At 65.7% G+C, this 18,428-nt stretch carries 15 protein-coding genes; 11 read left to right on the top strand and 4 right to left on the bottom strand.

The features are described 5' to 3' along the window. Nucleotides 1–99: 99 nt before the first annotated feature. From AAFG16_RS05005 to AAFG16_RS05015, 3 genes are read left to right on the top strand one after another with little or no spacing between them, the layout of a single operon-like run. Nucleotides 100–2,181 (top strand): M3 family metallopeptidase, encoded by a 2,082-nt coding sequence (locus AAFG16_RS05005; RefSeq protein WP_342737743.1) that lies wholly within the window; start codon nucleotides 100–102, stop codon nucleotides 2,179–2,181. Next, entirely contained in the window at nucleotides 2,181–2,819 is a 639-nt protein-coding gene (locus AAFG16_RS05010) for a DUF1007 family protein (protein ID WP_342737745.1), read from the top strand. Before AAFG16_RS05005 ends, AAFG16_RS05010 begins: the two co-directional genes overlap by 1 nt. Continuing rightward, entirely contained in the window at nucleotides 2,816–3,928 is a 1,113-nt protein-coding gene (locus AAFG16_RS05015) for a nickel/cobalt transporter (protein WP_342737747.1), read from the top strand. The genes AAFG16_RS05010 and AAFG16_RS05015 overlap by 4 nt, the downstream gene beginning before the upstream one ends. Before the next feature lie 136 nt (nucleotides 3,929–4,064). Here AAFG16_RS05015 and AAFG16_RS05020 read toward each other — a convergent pair whose 3' ends face one another. Then, nucleotides 4,065–4,463 carry an MAPEG family protein gene (locus tag AAFG16_RS05020; protein WP_342737749.1) on the bottom strand — a complete coding sequence of 133 codons (399 nt, stop codon included), beginning with the start codon at nucleotides 4,461–4,463 and terminating at the stop codon, nucleotides 4,065–4,067. An 82-nt stretch (nucleotides 4,464–4,545) separates the two neighbouring features. Between AAFG16_RS05020 and hemH the strand changes: the two genes are divergently transcribed. The 4 genes from hemH to AAFG16_RS05040 all read left to right on the top strand — a co-directional run bounded on the left by hemH (nucleotide 4,546) and on the right by AAFG16_RS05040 (nucleotide 8,336). Continuing rightward, entirely contained in the window at nucleotides 4,546–5,583 is a 1,038-nt protein-coding gene (gene hemH, locus AAFG16_RS05025; protein WP_342737751.1) for a ferrochelatase, read from the top strand. Between the two features lie 11 nt (nucleotides 5,584–5,594). Beyond that, entirely contained in the window at nucleotides 5,595–6,563 is a 969-nt protein-coding gene (locus AAFG16_RS05030) for an ABC transporter substrate-binding protein (protein ID WP_342740851.1), read from the top strand. Between the two features lie 251 nt (nucleotides 6,564–6,814). Then, nucleotides 6,815–7,813, top strand: a complete 999-nt coding sequence (locus AAFG16_RS05035) for an SPFH domain-containing protein (RefSeq protein ID WP_342737753.1) — start codon at nucleotides 6,815–6,817, stop codon at nucleotides 7,811–7,813. Nucleotides 7,814–7,892: 79 nt separating this feature from the next. After that, entirely contained in the window at nucleotides 7,893–8,336 is a 444-nt protein-coding gene (locus tag AAFG16_RS05040; RefSeq protein WP_342737755.1) for an NfeD family protein, read from the top strand. A gap of 276 nt (nucleotides 8,337–8,612) precedes the next feature. Here AAFG16_RS05040 and AAFG16_RS05045 read toward each other — a convergent pair whose 3' ends face one another. Beyond that, nucleotides 8,613–8,939, bottom strand: coding sequence for a winged helix-turn-helix transcriptional regulator (locus AAFG16_RS05045; RefSeq protein ID WP_342737757.1), 327 nt, complete (start codon nucleotides 8,937–8,939; stop codon nucleotides 8,613–8,615). A 73-nt stretch (nucleotides 8,940–9,012) separates the two neighbouring features. On the opposite strand from AAFG16_RS05045, the gene AAFG16_RS05050 reads away from it, so the two are divergent. Then, the gene (locus tag AAFG16_RS05050) at nucleotides 9,013–9,564 is read left to right on the top strand and encodes a carboxymuconolactone decarboxylase family protein (RefSeq protein WP_342737759.1); all 552 of its coding nucleotides are present in this window, start codon (nucleotides 9,013–9,015) and stop codon (nucleotides 9,562–9,564) included. Between the two features lie 36 nt (nucleotides 9,565–9,600). On the opposite strand, the gene AAFG16_RS05055 is transcribed toward AAFG16_RS05050, so the two are convergent. After that, on the bottom strand, nucleotides 9,601–10,548 hold the full coding sequence (locus AAFG16_RS05055; RefSeq protein WP_283083789.1) for an alpha/beta hydrolase: 948 nt from the start codon (nucleotides 10,546–10,548) through the stop codon (nucleotides 9,601–9,603). A 222-nt stretch (nucleotides 10,549–10,770) separates the two neighbouring features. Here AAFG16_RS05055 and AAFG16_RS05060 point away from each other — a divergent pair, with 222 nt between their 5' ends. Further along, a complete protein-coding gene (locus tag AAFG16_RS05060) occupies nucleotides 10,771–11,232 on the top strand; it encodes an Hsp20 family protein (RefSeq protein WP_283083790.1) in 462 nt (153 codons plus the stop codon). 148 nt (nucleotides 11,233–11,380) lie between these two features. Next, on the top strand, nucleotides 11,381–12,151 hold the full coding sequence (locus tag AAFG16_RS05065; protein WP_283086809.1) for an alpha/beta hydrolase: 771 nt from the start codon (nucleotides 11,381–11,383) through the stop codon (nucleotides 12,149–12,151). A 239-nt stretch (nucleotides 12,152–12,390) separates the two neighbouring features. Here the strand turns inward: AAFG16_RS05065 and AAFG16_RS05070 are convergent, their stop codons facing one another. Next, complete coding sequence (locus tag AAFG16_RS05070; protein WP_283083791.1) at nucleotides 12,391–13,137, bottom strand: hypothetical protein; 747 nt, start codon at nucleotides 13,135–13,137, stop codon at nucleotides 12,391–12,393. 490 nt (nucleotides 13,138–13,627) lie between these two features. Here AAFG16_RS05070 and gltB point away from each other — a divergent pair, with 490 nt between their 5' ends. Beyond that, nucleotides 13,628–18,361, top strand: coding sequence for a glutamate synthase large subunit (gene gltB, locus AAFG16_RS05075; protein ID WP_342737761.1), 4,734 nt, complete (start codon nucleotides 13,628–13,630; stop codon nucleotides 18,359–18,361). Nucleotides 18,362–18,428: the final 67 nt, after the last annotated feature.

The following is an 18,428-nucleotide window of genomic DNA, read 5'->3' on the forward strand; positions in this document are numbered from 1 at the left end:
CCGAAAAGCCGGTCGGGAGCAAGGGCAAAGGGCCCAAAAAAGCCCCATGGCGTGCTATAGCTGCCCGCAACAATCGAGCCACAAAAATCGGGACTTGCGATGTCAGAACCCCGCCAAAATACCGACACCGAGATCAACCCGCTGCTGAAGGCCTGGGTGACGCCGTTCGCGACCCCGCCCTTCGACGAGATCAAGCCGGAGCACTTCCTGCCCGCCTTCGAGCAGGCCTTCGCCGATCACTCCGCCGAGATCGCGGCGATCACCAATGATCCGGCCGCGCCCGACTTCGCCAACACCATCACGGCGCTGGAGCGCTCGGGCAAGCTGCTGAGCAAGGTCGCGGCGGTGTTCTACGACCTCGTCTCGGCGCATTCCAATCCGGCCATCCTTGAGATCGACAAGGAGGTCTCCTTGCGGATGGCGCGGCACTGGAATCCGATCATGATGAACGCCGTGCTGTTTGGTCGCATCGCCCATCTGCACGAGAACCGCGCTGGCCTCGGTCTTTCGCCCGAGCAGCTCCGCCTGCTGGAACGCACCTACACCCGCTTCCACCGCTCCGGTGCCGGCCTCTCCGAGGAGGCCAAGACGCGGATGGCGGAGATCAACGAGAAGCTCGCCCAGCTCGGCACCAGTTTCAGCCATCATCTGCTCGGCGACGAGCAGGAATGGTTCATGGAGCTCGCCGAGGCCGACCGCCAGGGTCTGCCGGAGAGTTTTGTCGCCGCCGCCACGGCTGCGGCAGAAGAGCGCGGCATGGCCGGCAAGGCCATCGTGACGCTGTCGCGCTCCTCGACCGAGCCGTTCCTGAAGAGCTCGGCGCGGCGTGACCTCCGCGAGAAGGTCTACAAGGCCTTCACCGCGCGCGGCGACAACGGCAATGCCAACGACAACAACGACACCATCGTCGAGATCCTCAAGCTGCGGGAGGAGAGTGCCAAGCTGCTGGGCTATCCCACCTTCGCCGCCTACCGGCTGGAGGATTCCATGGCCAAGACGCCGGACGCGGTGCGCGGCCTCCTGGAGCGGGTCTGGAAGCCGGCCCGCGCGCGGGCGCTCGCCGATCGCGACGAGATGCAGGCACTGATCACGGAAGAGGGCGGCAATTTCAAGCTCGCGCCCTGGGACTGGCGCTTCTACGCCGAGAAGCTGCGCCTCCAGCGCGCCAATTTCGACGATGCCGCGATCAAGCCATATCTGACGCTCGACCATATGGTCGCCGCCGCCTTCGACTGCGCCACGCGCCTGTTCGGCATCACCTTCGAGGAGCGCAAGGACGTTCCCACCTGGCACCCCGACGTCCGGGTCTGGGAGGTGAAAGGCCCTGATGGCAAGCACAAGGCGCTGTTCTACGGCGACTACTATGCCCGGCCGTCGAAGCGGTCCGGCGCCTGGATGACCTCGCTGCGCGACCAGCAGAAGCTCGACGGCGACATCGCGCCGCTGGTCATCAATGTCTGCAACTTCGCGAAGGGAGCAGGCGGCGAGCCCTCGCTGCTGTCGCCGGACGACGCCCGCACCCTGTTCCACGAGTTCGGCCACGGCCTGCACGGCATGCTCTCCAACGTGACCTACCCGTCGCTGTCGGGCACCTCCGTGTTCACCGACTTCGTCGAACTGCCCTCGCAGCTCTACGAGCACTGGCAGGAGCGGCCCGAGGTGCTGCAGCAGTTCGCCCGCCACTACCAGACCGGCGAGCCGCTGCCGGACGATCTGCTCCAGCGCTTCCTCGCCGCGCGAAAATTCAACCAGGGCTTTGCCACGGTCGAGTTCGTCTCCTCGGCGCTGGTCGATCTCGAATTCCACACCCAGCCGGCCTCGGCCGCGCAGGACGTGCGCGCCTTCGAGAGACGTGAGCTGGAGAAGATCGGCATGCCGGAGGAGATCTCGCTGCGCCACCGCCCCACCCAGTTCGGCCACATCTTCTCTGGCGACCATTACGCCTCCGGCTATTACAGCTACATGTGGTCGGAGGTGATGGACGCCGACGCCTTCGGCGCGTTCGAGGAGGCCGGCAACATCTTCGACCCGGCGGTGGCGAAACGCCTGCACGACGACATCTACTCCTCAGGCGGATCGGTCGATCCGGAAGCCGCCTACGAGGCCTTCCGCGGCCGCCCGCCGGAGCCCGACGCGCTGCTCCGCCGCCGCGGCCTGCTCGACGACGCCAAGGCGGCCTGATGCGCATGCGCGTCCTGTTTGGAATGCTGCTCGCTGCTGGCATGATGCTGGCGGCGGGGGCGGCGAGCGCGCATCCGCATGTCTGGATTACCGCGACCAGCGAACTGCTCTACGCCGCCGACGGCAGCATCACCGGCGTCCGCCACGCCTGGACGTTTGACGACATGTTCTCGGCCTATGCGGTGCAGGGGCTCGAGAGCAAGACCAAGGGCGCCTATACGCGCGAGGAGCTCGGGCCGCTGGCGCAGACCAATGTCGAGTCGCTGAAGGAATACGCCTATTTCACCTTTGCGAAAGCCGACGGTAAGAAAGAGCGCTTCCAGGAGCCGGTCGACTATTTCCTCGACTACAAGGACACGGTGCTGACGCTGCACTTCACGCTGCCGCTGAAGAACCCGGTCAAGCCCAGGCAGCTGGTGCTCGAAGTGTTCGACCGCTCCTTCTTCATCGACTTCCAGATGGCCAAGGACAATCCGGTCAAGCTGGTCGGCGCGCCCGCGGGCTGCCAGATGAAGCTCGACCGTCCCAGCGACGGCTCGGCCACTGCCCAGAAGCTCAATGAGCAGACCTTCCTGAACGGTGAGAACAGCAATTTCGGCATGATGTTCGCCAACAAGATCACGGTGGATTGCCCTTGAAGCCGCAACTCTCCCCGCTCGCCCGCGGTCTGCTCGCCTGCGCTGCGATTGTCGTCGTGCTGGGCGTGGCCGATGCCGCGCTCCACGACCTCCTCGCGCAAAATCCCTTTGGCGGGCCACGGCCGGCGCCGGCGGCCGAGCCCGAGGCCAGCGGCCTGATCGGCTGGCTGCTGGCAAAGCAGTCGGAATTCTATCGCCAGATGTCGTCCACCATTCGCGCCGCCAAAACCGATGGCTCGGCGGTCTGGACCTTGCTCTTCATCTCGTTCGCCTACGGCATCTTCCACGCCGCCGGCCCCGGCCATGGCAAGGCGGTGATCGCCTCCTACCTCGTCGCCAACCGCGAGACCGCCCGGCGCGGCATCGCGCTGTCGTTCGCCTCGGCGCTGATGCAGTCGCTGGTGGCGATCCTGATCGTCGGCATCTCGGCCTGGATCCTGAACGCCACCGCCAAGACCATGTGCAAGGCGGAGGGCGCGATCGAGATCGCGAGCTACGCCCTGATCGCGCTGTTCGGCCTGCGCCTCGTCTGGGTCAAGGGCCGCACCTTCATCCGCGCGCTCCAGGCGGCCCAGCCCGTGCCGGCAATCGCCGGCGTGCCGCATGAGCATGATCACGGCCATCACCATCATCATGATGCGCACGACCATGATCATGGCCATCATCATCACGATCATGCTCACGCCCACGACCATCACGGGCACGAGCACGTCCATGACGAGCATTGTGGCCATTCCCACGGTCCGACGCCGAGCGAGCTTGCCGGCCCCGGCGGCTGGCGGCGCGGCTTTGCGGCGATCCTGACTGTCGGCATCCGTCCCTGCTCGGGGGCGATCCTGGTGCTGGTGTTCGCGCTGGCGCAGGGCCTGTTCTGGGCCGGTATCGCCGCGACCTTGCTGATGGGACTCGGCACCGCGATCACGGTCGCGGCCATCGCCGTCGTCGCCGTCTCCGCCAAGGACATCGCGCAGCGCCTCAGCGCCGGCCGTGACGGCGGCGGCGCGCTGTTCATGCGCGGCATCGAATTCGCCGCGGCTGCCGTCGTGCTGCTGTTCGGTGCGGGGCTGTTGTTCGGCTACATCGCGGCCGAGCGGACGACGTGTTTCTGAAGCGAAGGTCTCGTAGCCTGGATGGAGCGCAGCGCAATCCAGTGCCACTGCGGAAAGACCCCGGATTACGCGGAGCCTGTCATCGGGCGCGCATTCGCGCGACCCGTTGGCTCCATCCGGGCTACGGTGGCAAAGCTCACACCGGCAAAAACTTCATCAACGCCGGCATGAAGAAGATCCCGAGATTGATCGCGAAGCCGATGCTCCACAGGATCGAGCGCAGCGTCGGGCGGTTGCCGAGATAGGTCAGCACATAGGCGATCCGCACGATCAGGAACAGCACTGCGAGCTCGTCGATCAGGCGCTGCGGCGAATCCCGGAATTCGGCGAGCAGGACGGCGAAGGCGAAGAACGGGAAGGTCTCGATGCCGTTCTGATGGGCGCCGAGCGCACGCTGCGCGAGGGCGTCCTCATAGAAGGCGGGATCGCGCGGCCGTGAATTGTCGAAGCCGCGAAACCTGATCCATTTGATCGAGACGATCGTCGACAGATACAGCAGCAGCGCCCCGAATACGCACCATTCCGCGAGCGTCATCTTTCCTCCCCCGCTTGGATGCGACCCTAGCGAAACCCGCCTCATCTTGACAAGTTCGGGGCAACGCGCGACGCAAACGGCCATGACGAACGTTGTCCCCATCGAGACCGCGAAGGTGGCCGTGCAGTCCGGCCGCCCGCGGGTCGGCGTGCTCCTGGTCAATCTCGGCACACCCGATACGGCCGATGCGCCCGGCGTGCGGGTCTACCTCAAGGAGTTCCTCTCGGACGCCCGCGTCATCGAGGACCAGGGTCTGATCTGGAAGCTGGTGCTGAACGGCATCATCCTGCGCCGCCGCCCGCGCACCAAGGCGCTCGACTACCGGAAGATCTGGAACAATGAGCGCAACGAGTCGCCGCTGAAGACCATCACGCGCTCGCAAGCCGACAAGCTCGCGGCCGCGCTGTCGGACCGCGCCCATGTCGTCGTGGACTGGGCGATGCGCTATGGCAATCCGTCGATCCAGGCGGGCATCGATGCGCTGATCGCCAAGGGCTGCGAGCGCATCCTCGCCGTACCGCTCTATCCGCAATATTCCGCCTCGACCTCGGCGACCGTCTGCGATGAGGTGTTCCGCGTGCTCGCGCAGCTTCGCAACCAGCCGACGCTGCGGGTGACGCCGCCGTATTATGAGGATGCGGCCTATATCGAGGCGCTCGCGACCTCGATCGAGACGCATCTGGCGACGCTGTCCTTCAAGCCCGAGCTGATCGTCGCCTCCTTCCACGGCATGCCGAAATCCTATGTCGACAAGGGCGATCCTTATCAGAGCCACTGCATCGCCACGACCGAGGCGCTGCGCCGCAGGCTCGGCATGGACGAAACAAAGCTGCTGCTGACCTTCCAGTCGCGCTTCGGCAATGACGAGTGGCTGCAGCCCTACACCGACAAGACCATGGAGCGGCTGGCGAAAGAAGGCGTGCGCCGCATCGCGGTGGTGACGCCGGGCTTTTCCGCCGACTGCCTCGAGACGCTGGAGGAGATCGCGCAGGAGAACGCCGAGATCTTCAGGCACAATGGCGGTGAAGAGTTTTCCGCGATCCCCTGCCTCAACGACAGCGAGCCCGGGATGGACGTGATCCGCACCCTGGTGCTGCGCGAGCTTCAGGGCTGGATCTGATGTTTCGTCCCCTGAATCGCCGCGACTGCCTGGCGCTTCTCGGGATGACCGCCGCGCTGCCGACCGCGGTGATGGCGCAGCAGCCGAACGCAACGCGCCGGCTCGGTGTGCTTTCGGTCATTGCGGGCGATGAGGTGATCGGCCAGGCACGACTGGCCGAGGCGCTCGCCATCCATGGCTGGAAGGAGCAGGACAATCTGAAGGTCGACTGGCGCAGCGGCGCCGGCGATCGCGCGCGCATCGCCCGGCTTGCCGATGAGCTGATCGCGCTCAAGCCCGACGTCCTGCTCGCGCTCGGTACGCCCTCGGTGGAGGAGCTGCGCCAGCGCACCACGACAATCCCGATCGTGTTCGCCGTCGTCACCGATCCCGTCAGCCAGGGCTTTGTCAAAAATCTCGCTCATCCCGGCGGCAACATCACCGGCTTCACCGATTACGACGGCCCGCTGGCCGGCAAATGGCTGGAGATGTTGTCTCAGGTCACGCCTAGGGTGTCCCGCGTCTTCGTCGTCTACAATCCCGCCACCGCGCCGTTCGCACCCCTGATGCTGCGCACGATCGAGGAGGCGGCACGGACCCTCCACGTGACAGTCGAGCCCGCGCCGGTCCATGACGTCGCCGCGATCGCGGCGCTGGCCGCGCGGCAAGACGGCGGCCTGCTGATCCTGCCGGACTTCTTCACCATGGCCAACCGCGCGCATCTGTTGGCGGCGATCGGGCAAGCGCACCTGCCGGCGGTGTTCTGGAGCCGCACCTTCGTCGACGAAGGCGGGCTGATGTCCTACAGCACTGATAGCGCCGAGCAGTTGCGACGCGCCGCGTCCTACATCGACCGCATCCTCAAGGGCGCGCAGGCGGCCGACCTCCCGGTTCAGAACCCCACCAAGTTCGAGCTCGCGATCAACCTTAGGACCGCGAAGGCGATCGGCGTCACGCTTGCCCCGGGCCTCATCGCACTCGCGAACGACGTCATCGAATAAGGTGATCGAATGGAGGCGTCGAACGGACGCCTTGCCGGATTCGTTAATTTTCGTCGCTAGGTCTCCGCTCGCGCGCTTTCAAGATCCCGTTGCAAATACATATCGTGACCATTCCCTCCCTCTCCGTCTTGTGCAGAATCGGGCCGATACCGACGTGAATCGCGACCGCTGAACCGGTAGGGTCGCGCTCCCGACCAATGACGGCGCGGGAAAGGGCTTTCCTGCCTTGTTTTTCCCGCCTTGGAGGAAATATGAGCGGCTTCGACATTTTCGCGATTGTTCTGGTGTTGCTCGTCATCGCCACGCTGCTGGCCGGCGTGAAGACGGTGCCGCAGGGCTATGACTGGACCATCGAGCGGTTCGGCAAATACACGCAGACGCTGAGCCCCGGGCTCAACCTGATCGTGCCCTATTTCGATCGCGTCGGGCGCAAGATCAACATGATGGAGCAGGTGATCGACATTCCCGAGCAGGAGGTCATCACCAAGGACAACGCCACCGTGACGGTGGACGGCGTCGCCTTCTTCCAGGTGTTCGATGCCGCGAAGGCGAGCTACGAGGTCGCCAACCTCAACCAGGCGATCACGGTTCTGACCATGACCAACATCCGCTCGGTGATGGGCTCGATGGATCTCGACCAGGTGCTCTCGCATCGCGACGAGATCAACGAGCGCCTGTTGCGCGTGGTCGATGCCGCGGTCTCGCCCTGGGGCGTCAAGGTCAACCGGATCGAGATCAAGGACATCGCGCCGCCCGCCGACCTCGTCGAAGCGATGGGTCGGCAGATGAAGGCCGAGCGCGTCAAGCGCGCCGACATCCTCGCCGCCGAAGGCCAGCGCCAGTCCGAGATTTTGCGCGCCGAGGGTGCCAAGCAGGGCCAGATTCTTCAGGCCGAAGGCCGCAAGGAAGCCGCGTTCCGCGACGCCGAGGCGCGTGAGCGGTCCGCGGAGGCCGAGGCCAAGGCGACGCAAATGGTTAGCGAGGCCATCGCCAAGGGTGACGTCGCGGCGCTGAACTACTTTATCGCCGACAAATATATCAAGGCGTTCGGCCAGTTCGCGGATGCGCCGAACCAGAAGATTATCATGCTGCCGATGGAAGCGACCAGCATGCTCGGTTCGCTGGCCGGCATCGGCGAGATCGCCAAGGCGACGTTCGGGGAGAGTGCCGCATCGGCTACGGCCGCGGCCCGTCGCGGCGGCTCGGTGCCGTCGTCGGGCCCGACACCACCGGCCGTGCCGCCGCAGTAACGGGATTTGCGCGCATGCCCAGGAAAAGTGGGTACCGGTTTTCCGATGAGGGCATGCGCCAATATGACGAGGTCGTGTCATGACCGACATGTTCGCATCGCTCGGCACCTGGAATTGGCTGATCTTCGGCTTCATCCTGATGGCGCTGGAGACGATCGCGCCGGGCGTATTCCTGTTCTGGCTCGGGCTTGCGGCCTTGCTGGTGGGCCTGGTCTCGTTCGCGGTCACGATGTCCTGGCAGATCCAGCTGGTGATGTTCGCGATCTTCGCGGCAGCGGCCGTGCCGGTGTGGCGGCGCCTCGCCCGCCCAAAGCTGGACGCCAGCGCCAGCCCCTTCCTCAACAGGCGCACCGAGGCGCTGCTCGGCCGTGAGTTCACGCTGGAGAAGCCGATCATCGACGGCTCCGGCACGGTCCGCATCGGCGACACCGTGTGGCGCGTCGAAGGCCCCGACACGCCGGCGGGAACGCGGGTGAAGGTGGTGCAGGTGGACGGCGCCAACCTGACGGTCGCGGCGGCGTAGCTTTCTTACCCTCCGCCTCCAGGCAGGGCTATTGCATATGGCTTGCACGATGCGGCGGCATCGGCACTGGGCTCCCTCTCCCGCTTGCGGGAGAGGGTTGGGGAGAGGGTGTCTCCGCAACGGGACAATCCCCAAGAGGAAAGAGCCCTCACCCGCCGCGCTCTGCGAGCGCGTCCGCCTCTCCCGCAAGCGGGAGAGGCGGAGCAAGCCCGCAGACAATCCTCGTGAAATTCACATGCTTTTGCCCTGCCCCTCCAGGGGAGGGTAAGAGAAGCCTTACCTCTTCCACCGCTCCGCAAACCGGTGCAGCGGCATGAAGGTCTCGCACAGTTCTCGCCCGAGCGGTGTCAGCCCGTAGCCGCCGCCTTCGCCCAGCTCCACGAACCCCGCCTCGCGCAGTTCCGTCAGGCGCGCCTGCAGCACCGTGGGCGACGCCTCGTCGCAGGCCGTGCGCAAGCTGCGTGAGGTGAGCGCGACATCGCGCAATTCCCAGAGGATGCGCAGGCTCCAGCGCCGCCCGAGCAGATCGAGCAAGGCCATGATCGGCCGCCCGGTGCGCGAGCCGCGGACGCTACGAGGCTTGGAGCCGGCCTGTCTTGCCATCGAATCCCTCTTGCACGATGCTACAGAAAGTGTAGCGTTCTGCTACGGTAAATGTAGCAGACGGAGACGGCCGATGTCCGAGGCCACACCGCGCATTGCGCCGCTGGAGGCGCCTTATCCCCCGGAGATCCAGGCGCAGTTCGACCGCATCATGCGCGGGGCGCCGCCGCTGCTGCTGTTCCGGGTGATGGCGGGCCACGCCCGCGCCTGGGACAAGTTCCGCGCCGGCAGCCTTCTTGATCCGGGACCGCTGTCCTTGCGCCAGCGCGAGATCGTGATCGATCGCACCTGCGCGCTGACCCGATGCGAATATGAATGGGGCGTGCATGTCGCGATCTTTGCCGGCCCGGCGCGGCTCACCGAGGACGAGATTCGCGCCACCGTGCAAGGCGATGCGAGCTCGCTGTGTTGGTCGCCGGCGGAGCAGGCGCTGATCGCGGCGGTCGATGCGCTGCATCACCGTGCAGCCTTGAGTGACGAAGAATTCGCCGCGCTCTCGGCCGATTACGACGCGGAGCAGATCCTCGAGATCATGCTGCTGTGCGGCTTCTACCGCACGGTGTCCTATCTGGCGAACGGGCTGAAGCTGCCGCTGGAGGAGAAGGCGGCGCGGTTTCCGCAATAGGCTTCCTCTCCCGCAAAGCCGGGGAGGCGAGTTGGCTCACCCGAACAGCGGCGTGCCCGGCACGAAGGCGTCGAAGGCGGCCCAGAACTGCGAGCGGTAGCGGTCCTGCTCCTGCAGGATCTCGTGCTTGGCCCCGGCGATCACGAGATGCGAGCCGGCGCGTAAGTGATAGGCGAACTCCTCGATCGCCGCGGTCGAGACCACGGTGTCGTTCGAAGCGGCCAGCATCAGGATCGGCTGGCGGATCTCGGAGGGATAGTTCATGCCCTTGAAGGTCTGCATCGCGCCGAACGCGGTGTCGGCCCAGGCCACCGTCGGCGAGGCCAGCCCCAGCGTCGGGTCCTCCTCCAGGATCGCGGCATTGCGCGCATAGCGCACGGGATCGCTGGTCACGGGATTGTTGATGAAGGGATCGAGCCCGGTGAGGCGGTCGCTGCCGCCGGGGACGTAACGGCCGCCCTGCCCGAGCAGGCGCATCGTCTTGAGCAGCGCGCGCACCGGAAACGAGGTGGTGCGGCCGGGCAGGTCGATCATCGGCGCCGACAGCACCATGCGGTCGAACCAGCGCTTGCCCGCATGCGCCACCCGCAGCAGCACGGTGCCGCCCATGGAGTGGGCGAGCGCGAAGAACGGCGGCGGACAGTCCGGCAGCACCACCTGCTGCACGAAGGCCTCGACGTCGATTTCGAAATCGGCGAAATCGCGCACATAGCCCTTGCGCGGATCGCGCAGGCGGCGCGCGGAATGGCCCTGACCGCGCCAGTCGATCATCGCCACCGCAAAGCCGCGGTCGCGCAGGTCGCGCACGGTCTCGAAATATTTCTCGATCTGCTCGCTGCGCCCGGTGAAGACGCAGACCGTGCCCTTGCGGTTCGCCGGCGGCGCCCAGCGCGCAAAGCGCAGCTCGACGCCGTCGGACGTCTTGATGGTGCCGCTGACGACGTCTTCGGGAACGGGGTTGGACGGAATCGAGACCAGCGTCATGATGGGGCGTGCGTGGGCACCAGGTGCTGCAAATCAAGGGGCGGGAGCGCCGAAAAGGGGCCAATGCCGCCCTCTTGAACGCCGTCTGGACTCACCCATATCACCTTCGTGCAGGCCGCTACCAGTGTTTCGGAACCGGAACATCAGGCTGCACACAGACTAAAGCCCGGCCCGATTGGCGGGCGGGTTACCTGAACAGTCGCTCAATGGAGGACTTGAACCATGCGTACCTACGACCTCACCCCGTTTTATCGTTCCACCGTCGGCTTCGACCGCCTCTTCAACCTGCTCGACCAGGCCGGTTCGGACGGCAGCCCCGGTTATCCCCCCTACAACATCGAGCGTACCGGCGAGAACGCCTACCGCATCACCGTCGCGGTCTCGGGCTTCTCCAAGGATGAGCTCTCCATCGTCGCGAAGGAAAACACGCTGACGATCAAGGGCGAGAAAGTCGCCAACGAGAACAGCAAGTCCGAGGTGCTCTATCGCGGCATCGCGGCGCGGGCCTTCGAGCGCGCCTTCCAGCTTGCCGACTTCGTGCAGGTGAAGGACGCCTCGCTCGAGAACGGGCTGCTTCACGTCGATCTCGTGCGCGAGATTCCCGAAGCCAAGAAGCCGCGCCAGATCGCGATCAACGCCGCAACGCCGAAGGCGCAGGTGATCGAGAACTCGGCCGCCGCCTAAGACAAGCGACCTCCAGGTTGCGAAAACGCCCCGGTGCCCCGGGGCGTTTTTTCATTTTGCCTCGCGTCACAGAACGGTGAGGACCGTAACGCCACGGCCTCACGCTCCGTCCTTTGGGCATCGCACCCTAACGAGACGGAAGATGATCATGTCACTTTGGCGCAGCCTTTTCGTCGCCGCGAGCCTGTTGGCGGCCCCGCTCAGCCTCGCTCACGCGCAGACGCCGCAAACCGTGAAGGCCAAGAACGTCGTGCTGGTGCACGGCGCCTGGGCCGACGGCTCGAGCTGGTCGGAAGTGATCCCGATCCTCCAGGCCGCCGGCCTGCATGTCACCGCCGTGCAGAACCCGCTGTCGTCGCTTGCGGACTCCGTCGAGGCGACCAAGCGCGAGCTCGCCGAGCAGGACGGACCGACCGTGCTGGTTGCGCATTCCTGGGGCGGCACCGTGATCAGCCAGGTCGGCACCGACCCGAAGGTCACCGGCCTCGTCTATGTCGCCGCCCGCGCGCCTGATGCGAACGAGGATTTCGTCGCGCTCTCGAAGCAATTCCCGACCGGCCCCGTGCGCGCGGGGATCGTCGAGCGCGACGGCTACACCAAGCTGTCGGAAGAGTCCTTCCTGAAGTATTTCGCCAATGGCGTGAAGCCGGAGCAGGCGAGGGAGCTCTACGCCGTGCAATGGCCGACGGCCGCCTCGATCTTCGCCGGGCGCACCACGGAAGCCGCGTGGCGCTCCAAGCCGAGCTGGTACGCGGTGTCGAAGAACGACTACACCATCAATCCCGATCTCGAGCGCTTCCTCGCCAAGCGCATGAACGCCACCACGATCGAGCTCGACGCCGGCCACCTCTCGCTGGTGTCGCATCCGAAGGACGTGGCGAATTTGATTCTGGAAGCTGCAGGGTATCCGCGGAGCTGAGGTGATTGCGTGAATGCAAAAGGCGCCTGCAATCTCAGGCGCCTTTTGTTTTGCTCCACTATCTCCCCGCCGTCGTCCCTGCGAACGCAGGGACCCATAACCCCAGGGAGCAGTTTGGCGATGATTCGGAGTTCGGGACTCGCTCTTCATCCGCACCGATCAATCACGCGGTATGGGTCCCTGCGTTCGCAGGGACGACACCGTTTGTGTGGTCATCCCATCGCATCAAACGCGCAGCGCTAATCCAGTCCCTGCGCGGCCGGCATCTCCTGCGTCGGCAGGATGGTCGGAGCTGGCTTGGCCTGACCGACGGTGGGTGTGGCCGCTTCGGCGGGCTTGGCCTGCACGGCCACCGTCTGCTGCGCGGGCTGGGCCTGCTGTGGTGTCTGCTCAGCTGGCTTGGCGGCTGCCGCCGGCGCCTCGGCGCGCTGCGGGGCGGCCTTGGGGAGCGGCACGGTGCGGCTGGCGACATGCGGGATCGGGGCAGGCGGGCGCGGCGGGCCACCGCGGACCATGGTCGGCGGCGGCAGCGCACTTTGCGGACGGTAAGGTGCAACCGCGGGCTCATCATACGAAGGCGCCATGCCGTAGGCATCGGCGGCCGGCATGAAGCGGATGATCCTGCCGTCGCGGGCGTCGATCACGAGCCGGCCGTCATCGCCGCGGCGGTCGATCACCGCGATGGTGTAGACGCTGCCGCGCAGGCGCGGGATGCCGAGCGGCGAGAAGCCGTTCTCCCGCAGCACGGCGTAAACCTCGGTGGGCGGCAGCAGGGCCGGGGCCGGACCGCGCTCCTCATAGCCGTAGCCATAGCCGTAACGCGGCGGCATTGGCGGTGCGGCGTCCGGCGGGGCATAGGGCCCGTCGAAATCCGACACGGCGATCATGGTTCCGCCGCCGCTTCCGTTCGCCGGAACCTGCGCTTGCGCCCCGGTCGCAGCCATCGCCAGCGCGGCGGCGGCCACACATCCTGTGAAAAACTTCATGGTCGACACGCTCCTGTCAGGGCCCCGGATGCTCGCGCTCTTTCGCTTCTTGCGGCGTGGCGTGCCTTCCGAAGGGCCGATCCGAAGCTTCATTTGCGATTTCGGCGCCGCTTGGGCCGGATCAGGGCGCGTTTGCTTCAAAACCGGGGCTGCGCAACTTTCGGAAAGCGATTGATTGACTTATCGGGAATCGGGACTTCCACGCGCTTGTGTGCTAGACAAAAATTTGGCAAGGTGATGGTTAGGACAGGAAGACTGTCTCAATTTTGCTTGCGGTTCCGGCACAGGGATTGCAACGAAAGTCGGTGCTTCCGAGCACCATAAGGCAACAGGAAAAGCCGTTCTCGGGGACGAAGAACGCCTTGGCCTGAATTTAAGAAAATGCGGCTCGCAGCGGACGAGCGGTGACCCAGAGGCGGGTGCCGCGGAACGCCCAAGGTGCGCCGAAGATGGCGGTGAGACAGCTTGCCGCACGGAGAGGACAGGAACAATGAACGGGTCGCAATTCGAGCGCGCAAACATCGTGGCAGAACAGCTGTCGGCGACGGTCGCCTCGAAACCGGCCGATCCGATTCAGGAGCACAACTCCCGTCCGGCCGCTGAAGGCCTCTACGATCCGAGCCTGGAGAAGGACAGCTGCGGCGTCGGCTTCATCGCCAACATCAAGGGCAAGAAGTCGCACGAGATCGTCTCGGACGCGCTCAGCATCCTCTGCAATCTCGAGCATCGCGGCGCGGTCGGCGCCGACCCGCGCGCCGGCGACGGTGCCGGCATTCTGGTGCAGATCCCGCACGCCTTCTTCAGCCGCAAGGCGAAGGAGCTCGGCTTCGCGCTGCCCAATCCCGGCGAATACGCCATCGGCGCGCTGTTCATGCCGCGCGACACCGCCTGGCGCAACGTCATCAAGAGCATCATCGCCGACCAGATCAAGGAAGAGGGCCTGACCCTGCTCGGCTGGCGCGACGTGCCGACCGACAATTCCTCGCTCGGCGTCACCGTGAAGCCGACCGAGCCCGCTTGCATGCAGGTGTTCATCGGCCGCAACGGGGTTGCCAAGACCGAGGACGAGTTCGAGCGCCGGCTCTACATCCTGCGCAAGTCGATCTCGCAGGCGATCTACCAGCGCCGCGACCGCGGCCTTGCGGGCTACTATCCCTGCTCGATGTCCTGCCGCACCGTGATCTACAAGGGCATGTTCCTCGCCGACCAGCTCGGCAAGTACTATCCCGATCTGCACGAGAAGGATTTTGAGAGCGCGCTCGCGCTGGTGCATCAGCGCTTCTCGACCAACACCTTCCCGGCGTGGTCGCTGGCGCATCCCTACCGCATGATCGCGCATAACGGCGAGATCAACACGCTGCGCGGCAACACCAACTGGATGGCGGCGCGCCAGGCTTCGGTGAGCTCCGAGCTCTACGGCAAGGACATCAACCGGCTCTGGCCGATCTCCTACGAAGGCCAGTCGGACACTGCCTGCTTCGACAACGCGCTCGAATTCCTGGTGCAGGGCGGCTACTCGCTGCCGCACGCCGTGATGATGATGATTCCGGAGGCGTGGGCCGGCAATCCCTTGATGGATGAGAAGCGCCGCGCCTTCTACGAATATCATGCCGCGCTGATGGAGCCGTGGGACGGCCCCGCCGCGATCGCCTTCACCGACGGCCGCCAGATCGGCGCCACGCTCGACCGCAACGGCCTGCGGCCGGCGCGCTATCTCGTCACCAAGGACGACCGCATCGTCATGGCGTCGGAGATGGGCGTGCTGACGATCCCCGAGGACCAGATCATCACCAAGTGGCGCCTGCAGCCCGGCAAGATGCTGCTGGTCGACCTCGAGCAGGGCCGCCTGATCCCGGACGACGAGATCAAGGCCGAGCTCTCCAGGAGCCATCCCTACAAGGAGTGGCTGGAGCGGACCCAGATCGTGCTGGAAGAGCTGCCGAAGGTGCCGACCACCGGCGTGCGCTCCAACCTGTCGCTTTTGGATCGCCAGCAGGCGTTCGGCTACAGCCAGGAAGACATCAGCATCCTGATGACGCCGATGGCGGCCACGGGCGAGGAGGCAGCCGGCTCGATGGGCAACGACACGCCGATCTCGGCGCTGTCGGACAAGGCCAAGCCGCTGTTCACCTACTTCAAGCAGAACTTCGCGCAGGTCACCAACCCGCCGATCGACCCGATCCGCGAGGAGCTGGTGATGAGCCTCGTCTCGATCATCGGGCCGCGGCCGAACCTGTTCGACCTCCAGGGCATGGCCACGACCAAGCGCCTCGAAGTGCGCCAGCCGATCCTGACCGATGCAGATCTGGAAAAGATCCGCTCGATCTCCGACGTCGCCGAATCCCACTTCAAGTCGCGCACGCTGGACACCACCTTCCACGCCGGTCTCGGCGCGGCCGGCATGGACCAGGTGCTGGACGAGCTCTGCGCGCGCGCGGAGAGCGCGGTGCGTGAGGGCGTCAACATCATCATCCTGTCCGACCGCATGGTCGGCACCGACCGCGTGCCGATTCCGGCGCTGCTGGCCTGCGCCGCCGTGCATCATCATCTGATCCGCGTCGGACTGCGCACCTCGGTCGGCCTCGTCGTCGAATCGGGCGAGCCGCGCGAAGTCCATCACTTCGCCTGCCTCGCGGGTTACGGCGCCGAAGCGATCAATCCCTACCTCGCGTTCGAGACCATCATCGCGATGAAGGATCGCCTGCCCGGCTCGCTCGACGACTACGAGATCGTCAAGCGCTACATCAAGTCGATCGGCAAGGGCCTGCTCAAGGTCATGTCCAAGATGGGCATCTCGACCTACCAGTCCTATTGCGGCGCGCAGATCTTCGACGCGGTCGGCCTCAAGGCGGACTTCGTGTCGAAGTTCTTTGCGGGCACGCATACCCGCGTCGAGGGCGTCGGCCTTGCCGAGATCGCCGAAGAGGCCGTGCGCCGCCATGCCGACGCGTTCGGCGAGGCGCAGGTCTACAAGACCTCACTCGATGTCGGCGGCGAATATGCCTATCGCAGCCGCGGCGAGGACCACGCCTGGACCGCCGAATCGGTGTCGCTGCTCCAGCACGCCGCGCGCGGCAACTCGCAGGAGCGCTACCGCGCCTTCGCAAAAATCCTCAACGAGCAGTCGGAGCGCCTGCTGACGCTGCGCGGCCTGTTCCGGATCAAGAACGCGGACGAAGAGAAGCGCAAGCCTGTAGCGCTCGACCAGGTCGAGCCCGCCAAGGACATCGTCAAGCGCTTCGCCACGGGTGCGATGAGCTTCGGCTCGATCTCGCGCGAGGCGCATACGACACTGGCGATCGCCATGAACCGGATCGGCGGCAAGTCGAACACCGGTGAAGGCGGCGAGGAAGCCGACCGCTTCAAGCCGATGCCAAACGGCGATTCCATGCGCTCGGCGATCAAGCAGGTCGCCTCGGGCCGCTTCGGCGTCACCACGGAGTATCTCGTCAACTCCGACATGATGCAGATCAAGATGGCGCAGGGTGCCAAGCCCGGCGAGGGCGGCCAGCTGCCCGGCCACAAGGTCGACGCGACCATCGCCAAGGTCCGGCACTCGACGCCGGGCGTCGGCCTGATCTCGCCGCCGCCGCACCACGACATCTACTCGATCGAGGATCTGGCGCAGCTCATCTACGACCTCAAGAACGTCAACCCGACGGGAGACGTCTCGGTCAAGCTCGTCTCCGAAATCGGCGTCGGCACGGTGGCCGCGGGCGTTGCCAAGGCGCGCGCCGACCATGTCACCATCGCCGGTTTCGAGGGCGGCACGGGCGCTTCGCCGCTGACCTCGATCAAGCATGCCGGCTCGCCCTGGGAGATCGGCCTTGCCGAAACCCACCAGACCCTGGTGCGCGAGCGGCTGCGCAGCCGCATCGTGGTCCAGGTCGACGGCGGCTTCCGCACGGGGCGTGACGTCGTGATCGGCGCGCTGCTCGGTGCCGACGAGTTCGGCTTCGCCACCGCGCCGCTGATCGCGGCCGGCTGCATCATGATGCGCAAGTGCCATCTCAACACCTGCCCGGTCGGCGTCGCCACCCAGGACCCCGTCCTGCGCAAGCGCTTCACCGGCCAGCCCGAGCACGTGATCAACTACTTCTTCTTCGTCGCGGAGGAAGTCCGCGAGATCATGGCTTCGCTCGGCTTCCGCACCTTCAACGAGATGGTCGGCCAGGTTCAGCTGCTCGACCAGACCAGGCTGGTCGCGCACTGGAAGGCCAAGGGCCTCGATTTCTCAAAACTGTTCGTCAAGCAGAAGGAAGAGAAGGGCCAGAAGATCTATCACTCCGAGCGCCAGAACCATCATCTGGAGGCGGTGCTCGACCGCACGCTGATCGAGAACGCGCAGCCCGCGCTCGACCGCGGCGCGCCGGTGAAGATCGAGGCCACGATCAACAGCACCAACCGTTCCGCCGGCGCCATGCTGTCGGGTGCGGTCGCCAAGATCTACGGCCATGCGGGCCTGCCGCACGACACCATCCATGTCGGCCTCAAGGGCACTGCCGGCCAGGCCTTCGGCGCCTGGCTCGCGCACGGCGTCACCTTCGAGCTCGAGGGCGAAGCCAACGACTATGTCGGCAAGGGCCTGTCGGGCGGCAAGATCATCGTCAAGCCGCCGCGCAACGGCGGCATCGTGCCGGAAGAGAGCATCATCGTTGGCAACACCGTGATGTACGGCGCGATCGCGGGCGAGTGCTACTTCCGCGGCATCGCCGGCGAGCGCTTCGCCGTGCGCAACTCGGGCGCTGTCGCGGTGGTCGAGGGCGCGGGCGATCATTGCTGCGAATACATGACCGGCGGCATCGTGGTCGTGCTCGGCAAGACCGGGCGCAATTTCGCGGCCGGCATGTCGGGCGGCATCGCCTATGTGCTGGACGAGGCCGGCGATTTCGACAAGCTGTGCAACCTCAGCATGGTCGAGCTCGAGCCGGTTTTGTCGGAAGAGCTGATCAACGCCGGCACCTACAACCACTCCGGTGACCTCGAGGCGCATGGCCGGGTCGACGTGTTCAAGAACCTGCTCGATTCCGACGTCGAGCGCCTGCACGTCCTGATCACGCGCCATGCGAAGGCGACCGGCTCCAGGCGCGCCGCCGAGATCCTTGCCAATTGGAAGGACTGGCTGCCCAAATTCCGCAAGGTGATGCCGGTCGAATACCGGCGCGCACTGCGCGAGATGGCCGCCAACGCGGACGCCGAGCCGAAAATCGCGATCGGGGCGTAATTCTCACCTCGCGTCATTCCGGGGCGCGCAATGCGCGAACCCGGAATCTCGCAAAGATAACCTCCAG

The organism is Bradyrhizobium sp. B117, from assembly GCF_038969555.1.
Taxonomy (GTDB): Bacteria; Pseudomonadota; Alphaproteobacteria; order Rhizobiales; family Xanthobacteraceae; genus Bradyrhizobium.

Excerpts from the sequence above, each read along its gene's own strand:
- AAFG16_RS05035 (WP_342737753.1), top strand. The coding sequence starts at position 6,815 with ATGAGCGGCTTCGACATTTTCGCGATTGTTCTGGTGTTGCTCGTCATC.
- gltB (WP_342737761.1), top strand. The coding sequence starts at position 13,628 with ATGAACGGGTCGCAATTCGAGCGCGCAAACATCGTGGCAGAACAGCTG.
- AAFG16_RS05070 (WP_283083791.1), bottom strand. The coding sequence starts at position 13,137 with ATGAAGTTTTTCACAGGATGTGTGGCCGCCGCCGCGCTGGCGATGGCT.
- AAFG16_RS05050 (WP_342737759.1), top strand. The coding sequence starts at position 9,013 with ATGTCCGAGGCCACACCGCGCATTGCGCCGCTGGAGGCGCCTTATCCC.
- AAFG16_RS05045 (WP_342737757.1), bottom strand. The coding sequence starts at position 8,939 with ATGGCAAGACAGGCCGGCTCCAAGCCTCGTAGCGTCCGCGGCTCGCGC.
- AAFG16_RS05010 (WP_342737745.1), top strand. The coding sequence starts at position 2,181 with ATGCGCATGCGCGTCCTGTTTGGAATGCTGCTCGCTGCTGGCATGATG.
- AAFG16_RS05020 (WP_342737749.1), bottom strand. The coding sequence starts at position 4,463 with ATGACGCTCGCGGAATGGTGCGTATTCGGGGCGCTGCTGCTGTATCTG.
- AAFG16_RS05040 (WP_342737755.1), top strand. The coding sequence starts at position 7,893 with ATGACCGACATGTTCGCATCGCTCGGCACCTGGAATTGGCTGATCTTC.
- AAFG16_RS05055 (WP_283083789.1), bottom strand. The coding sequence starts at position 10,548 with ATGACGCTGGTCTCGATTCCGTCCAACCCCGTTCCCGAAGACGTCGTC.
- AAFG16_RS05060 (WP_283083790.1), top strand. The coding sequence starts at position 10,771 with ATGCGTACCTACGACCTCACCCCGTTTTATCGTTCCACCGTCGGCTTC.
- AAFG16_RS05005 (WP_342737743.1), top strand. The coding sequence starts at position 100 with ATGTCAGAACCCCGCCAAAATACCGACACCGAGATCAACCCGCTGCTG.
- hemH (WP_342737751.1), top strand. The coding sequence starts at position 4,546 with ATGACGAACGTTGTCCCCATCGAGACCGCGAAGGTGGCCGTGCAGTCC.
- AAFG16_RS05065 (WP_283086809.1), top strand. The coding sequence starts at position 11,381 with ATGTCACTTTGGCGCAGCCTTTTCGTCGCCGCGAGCCTGTTGGCGGCC.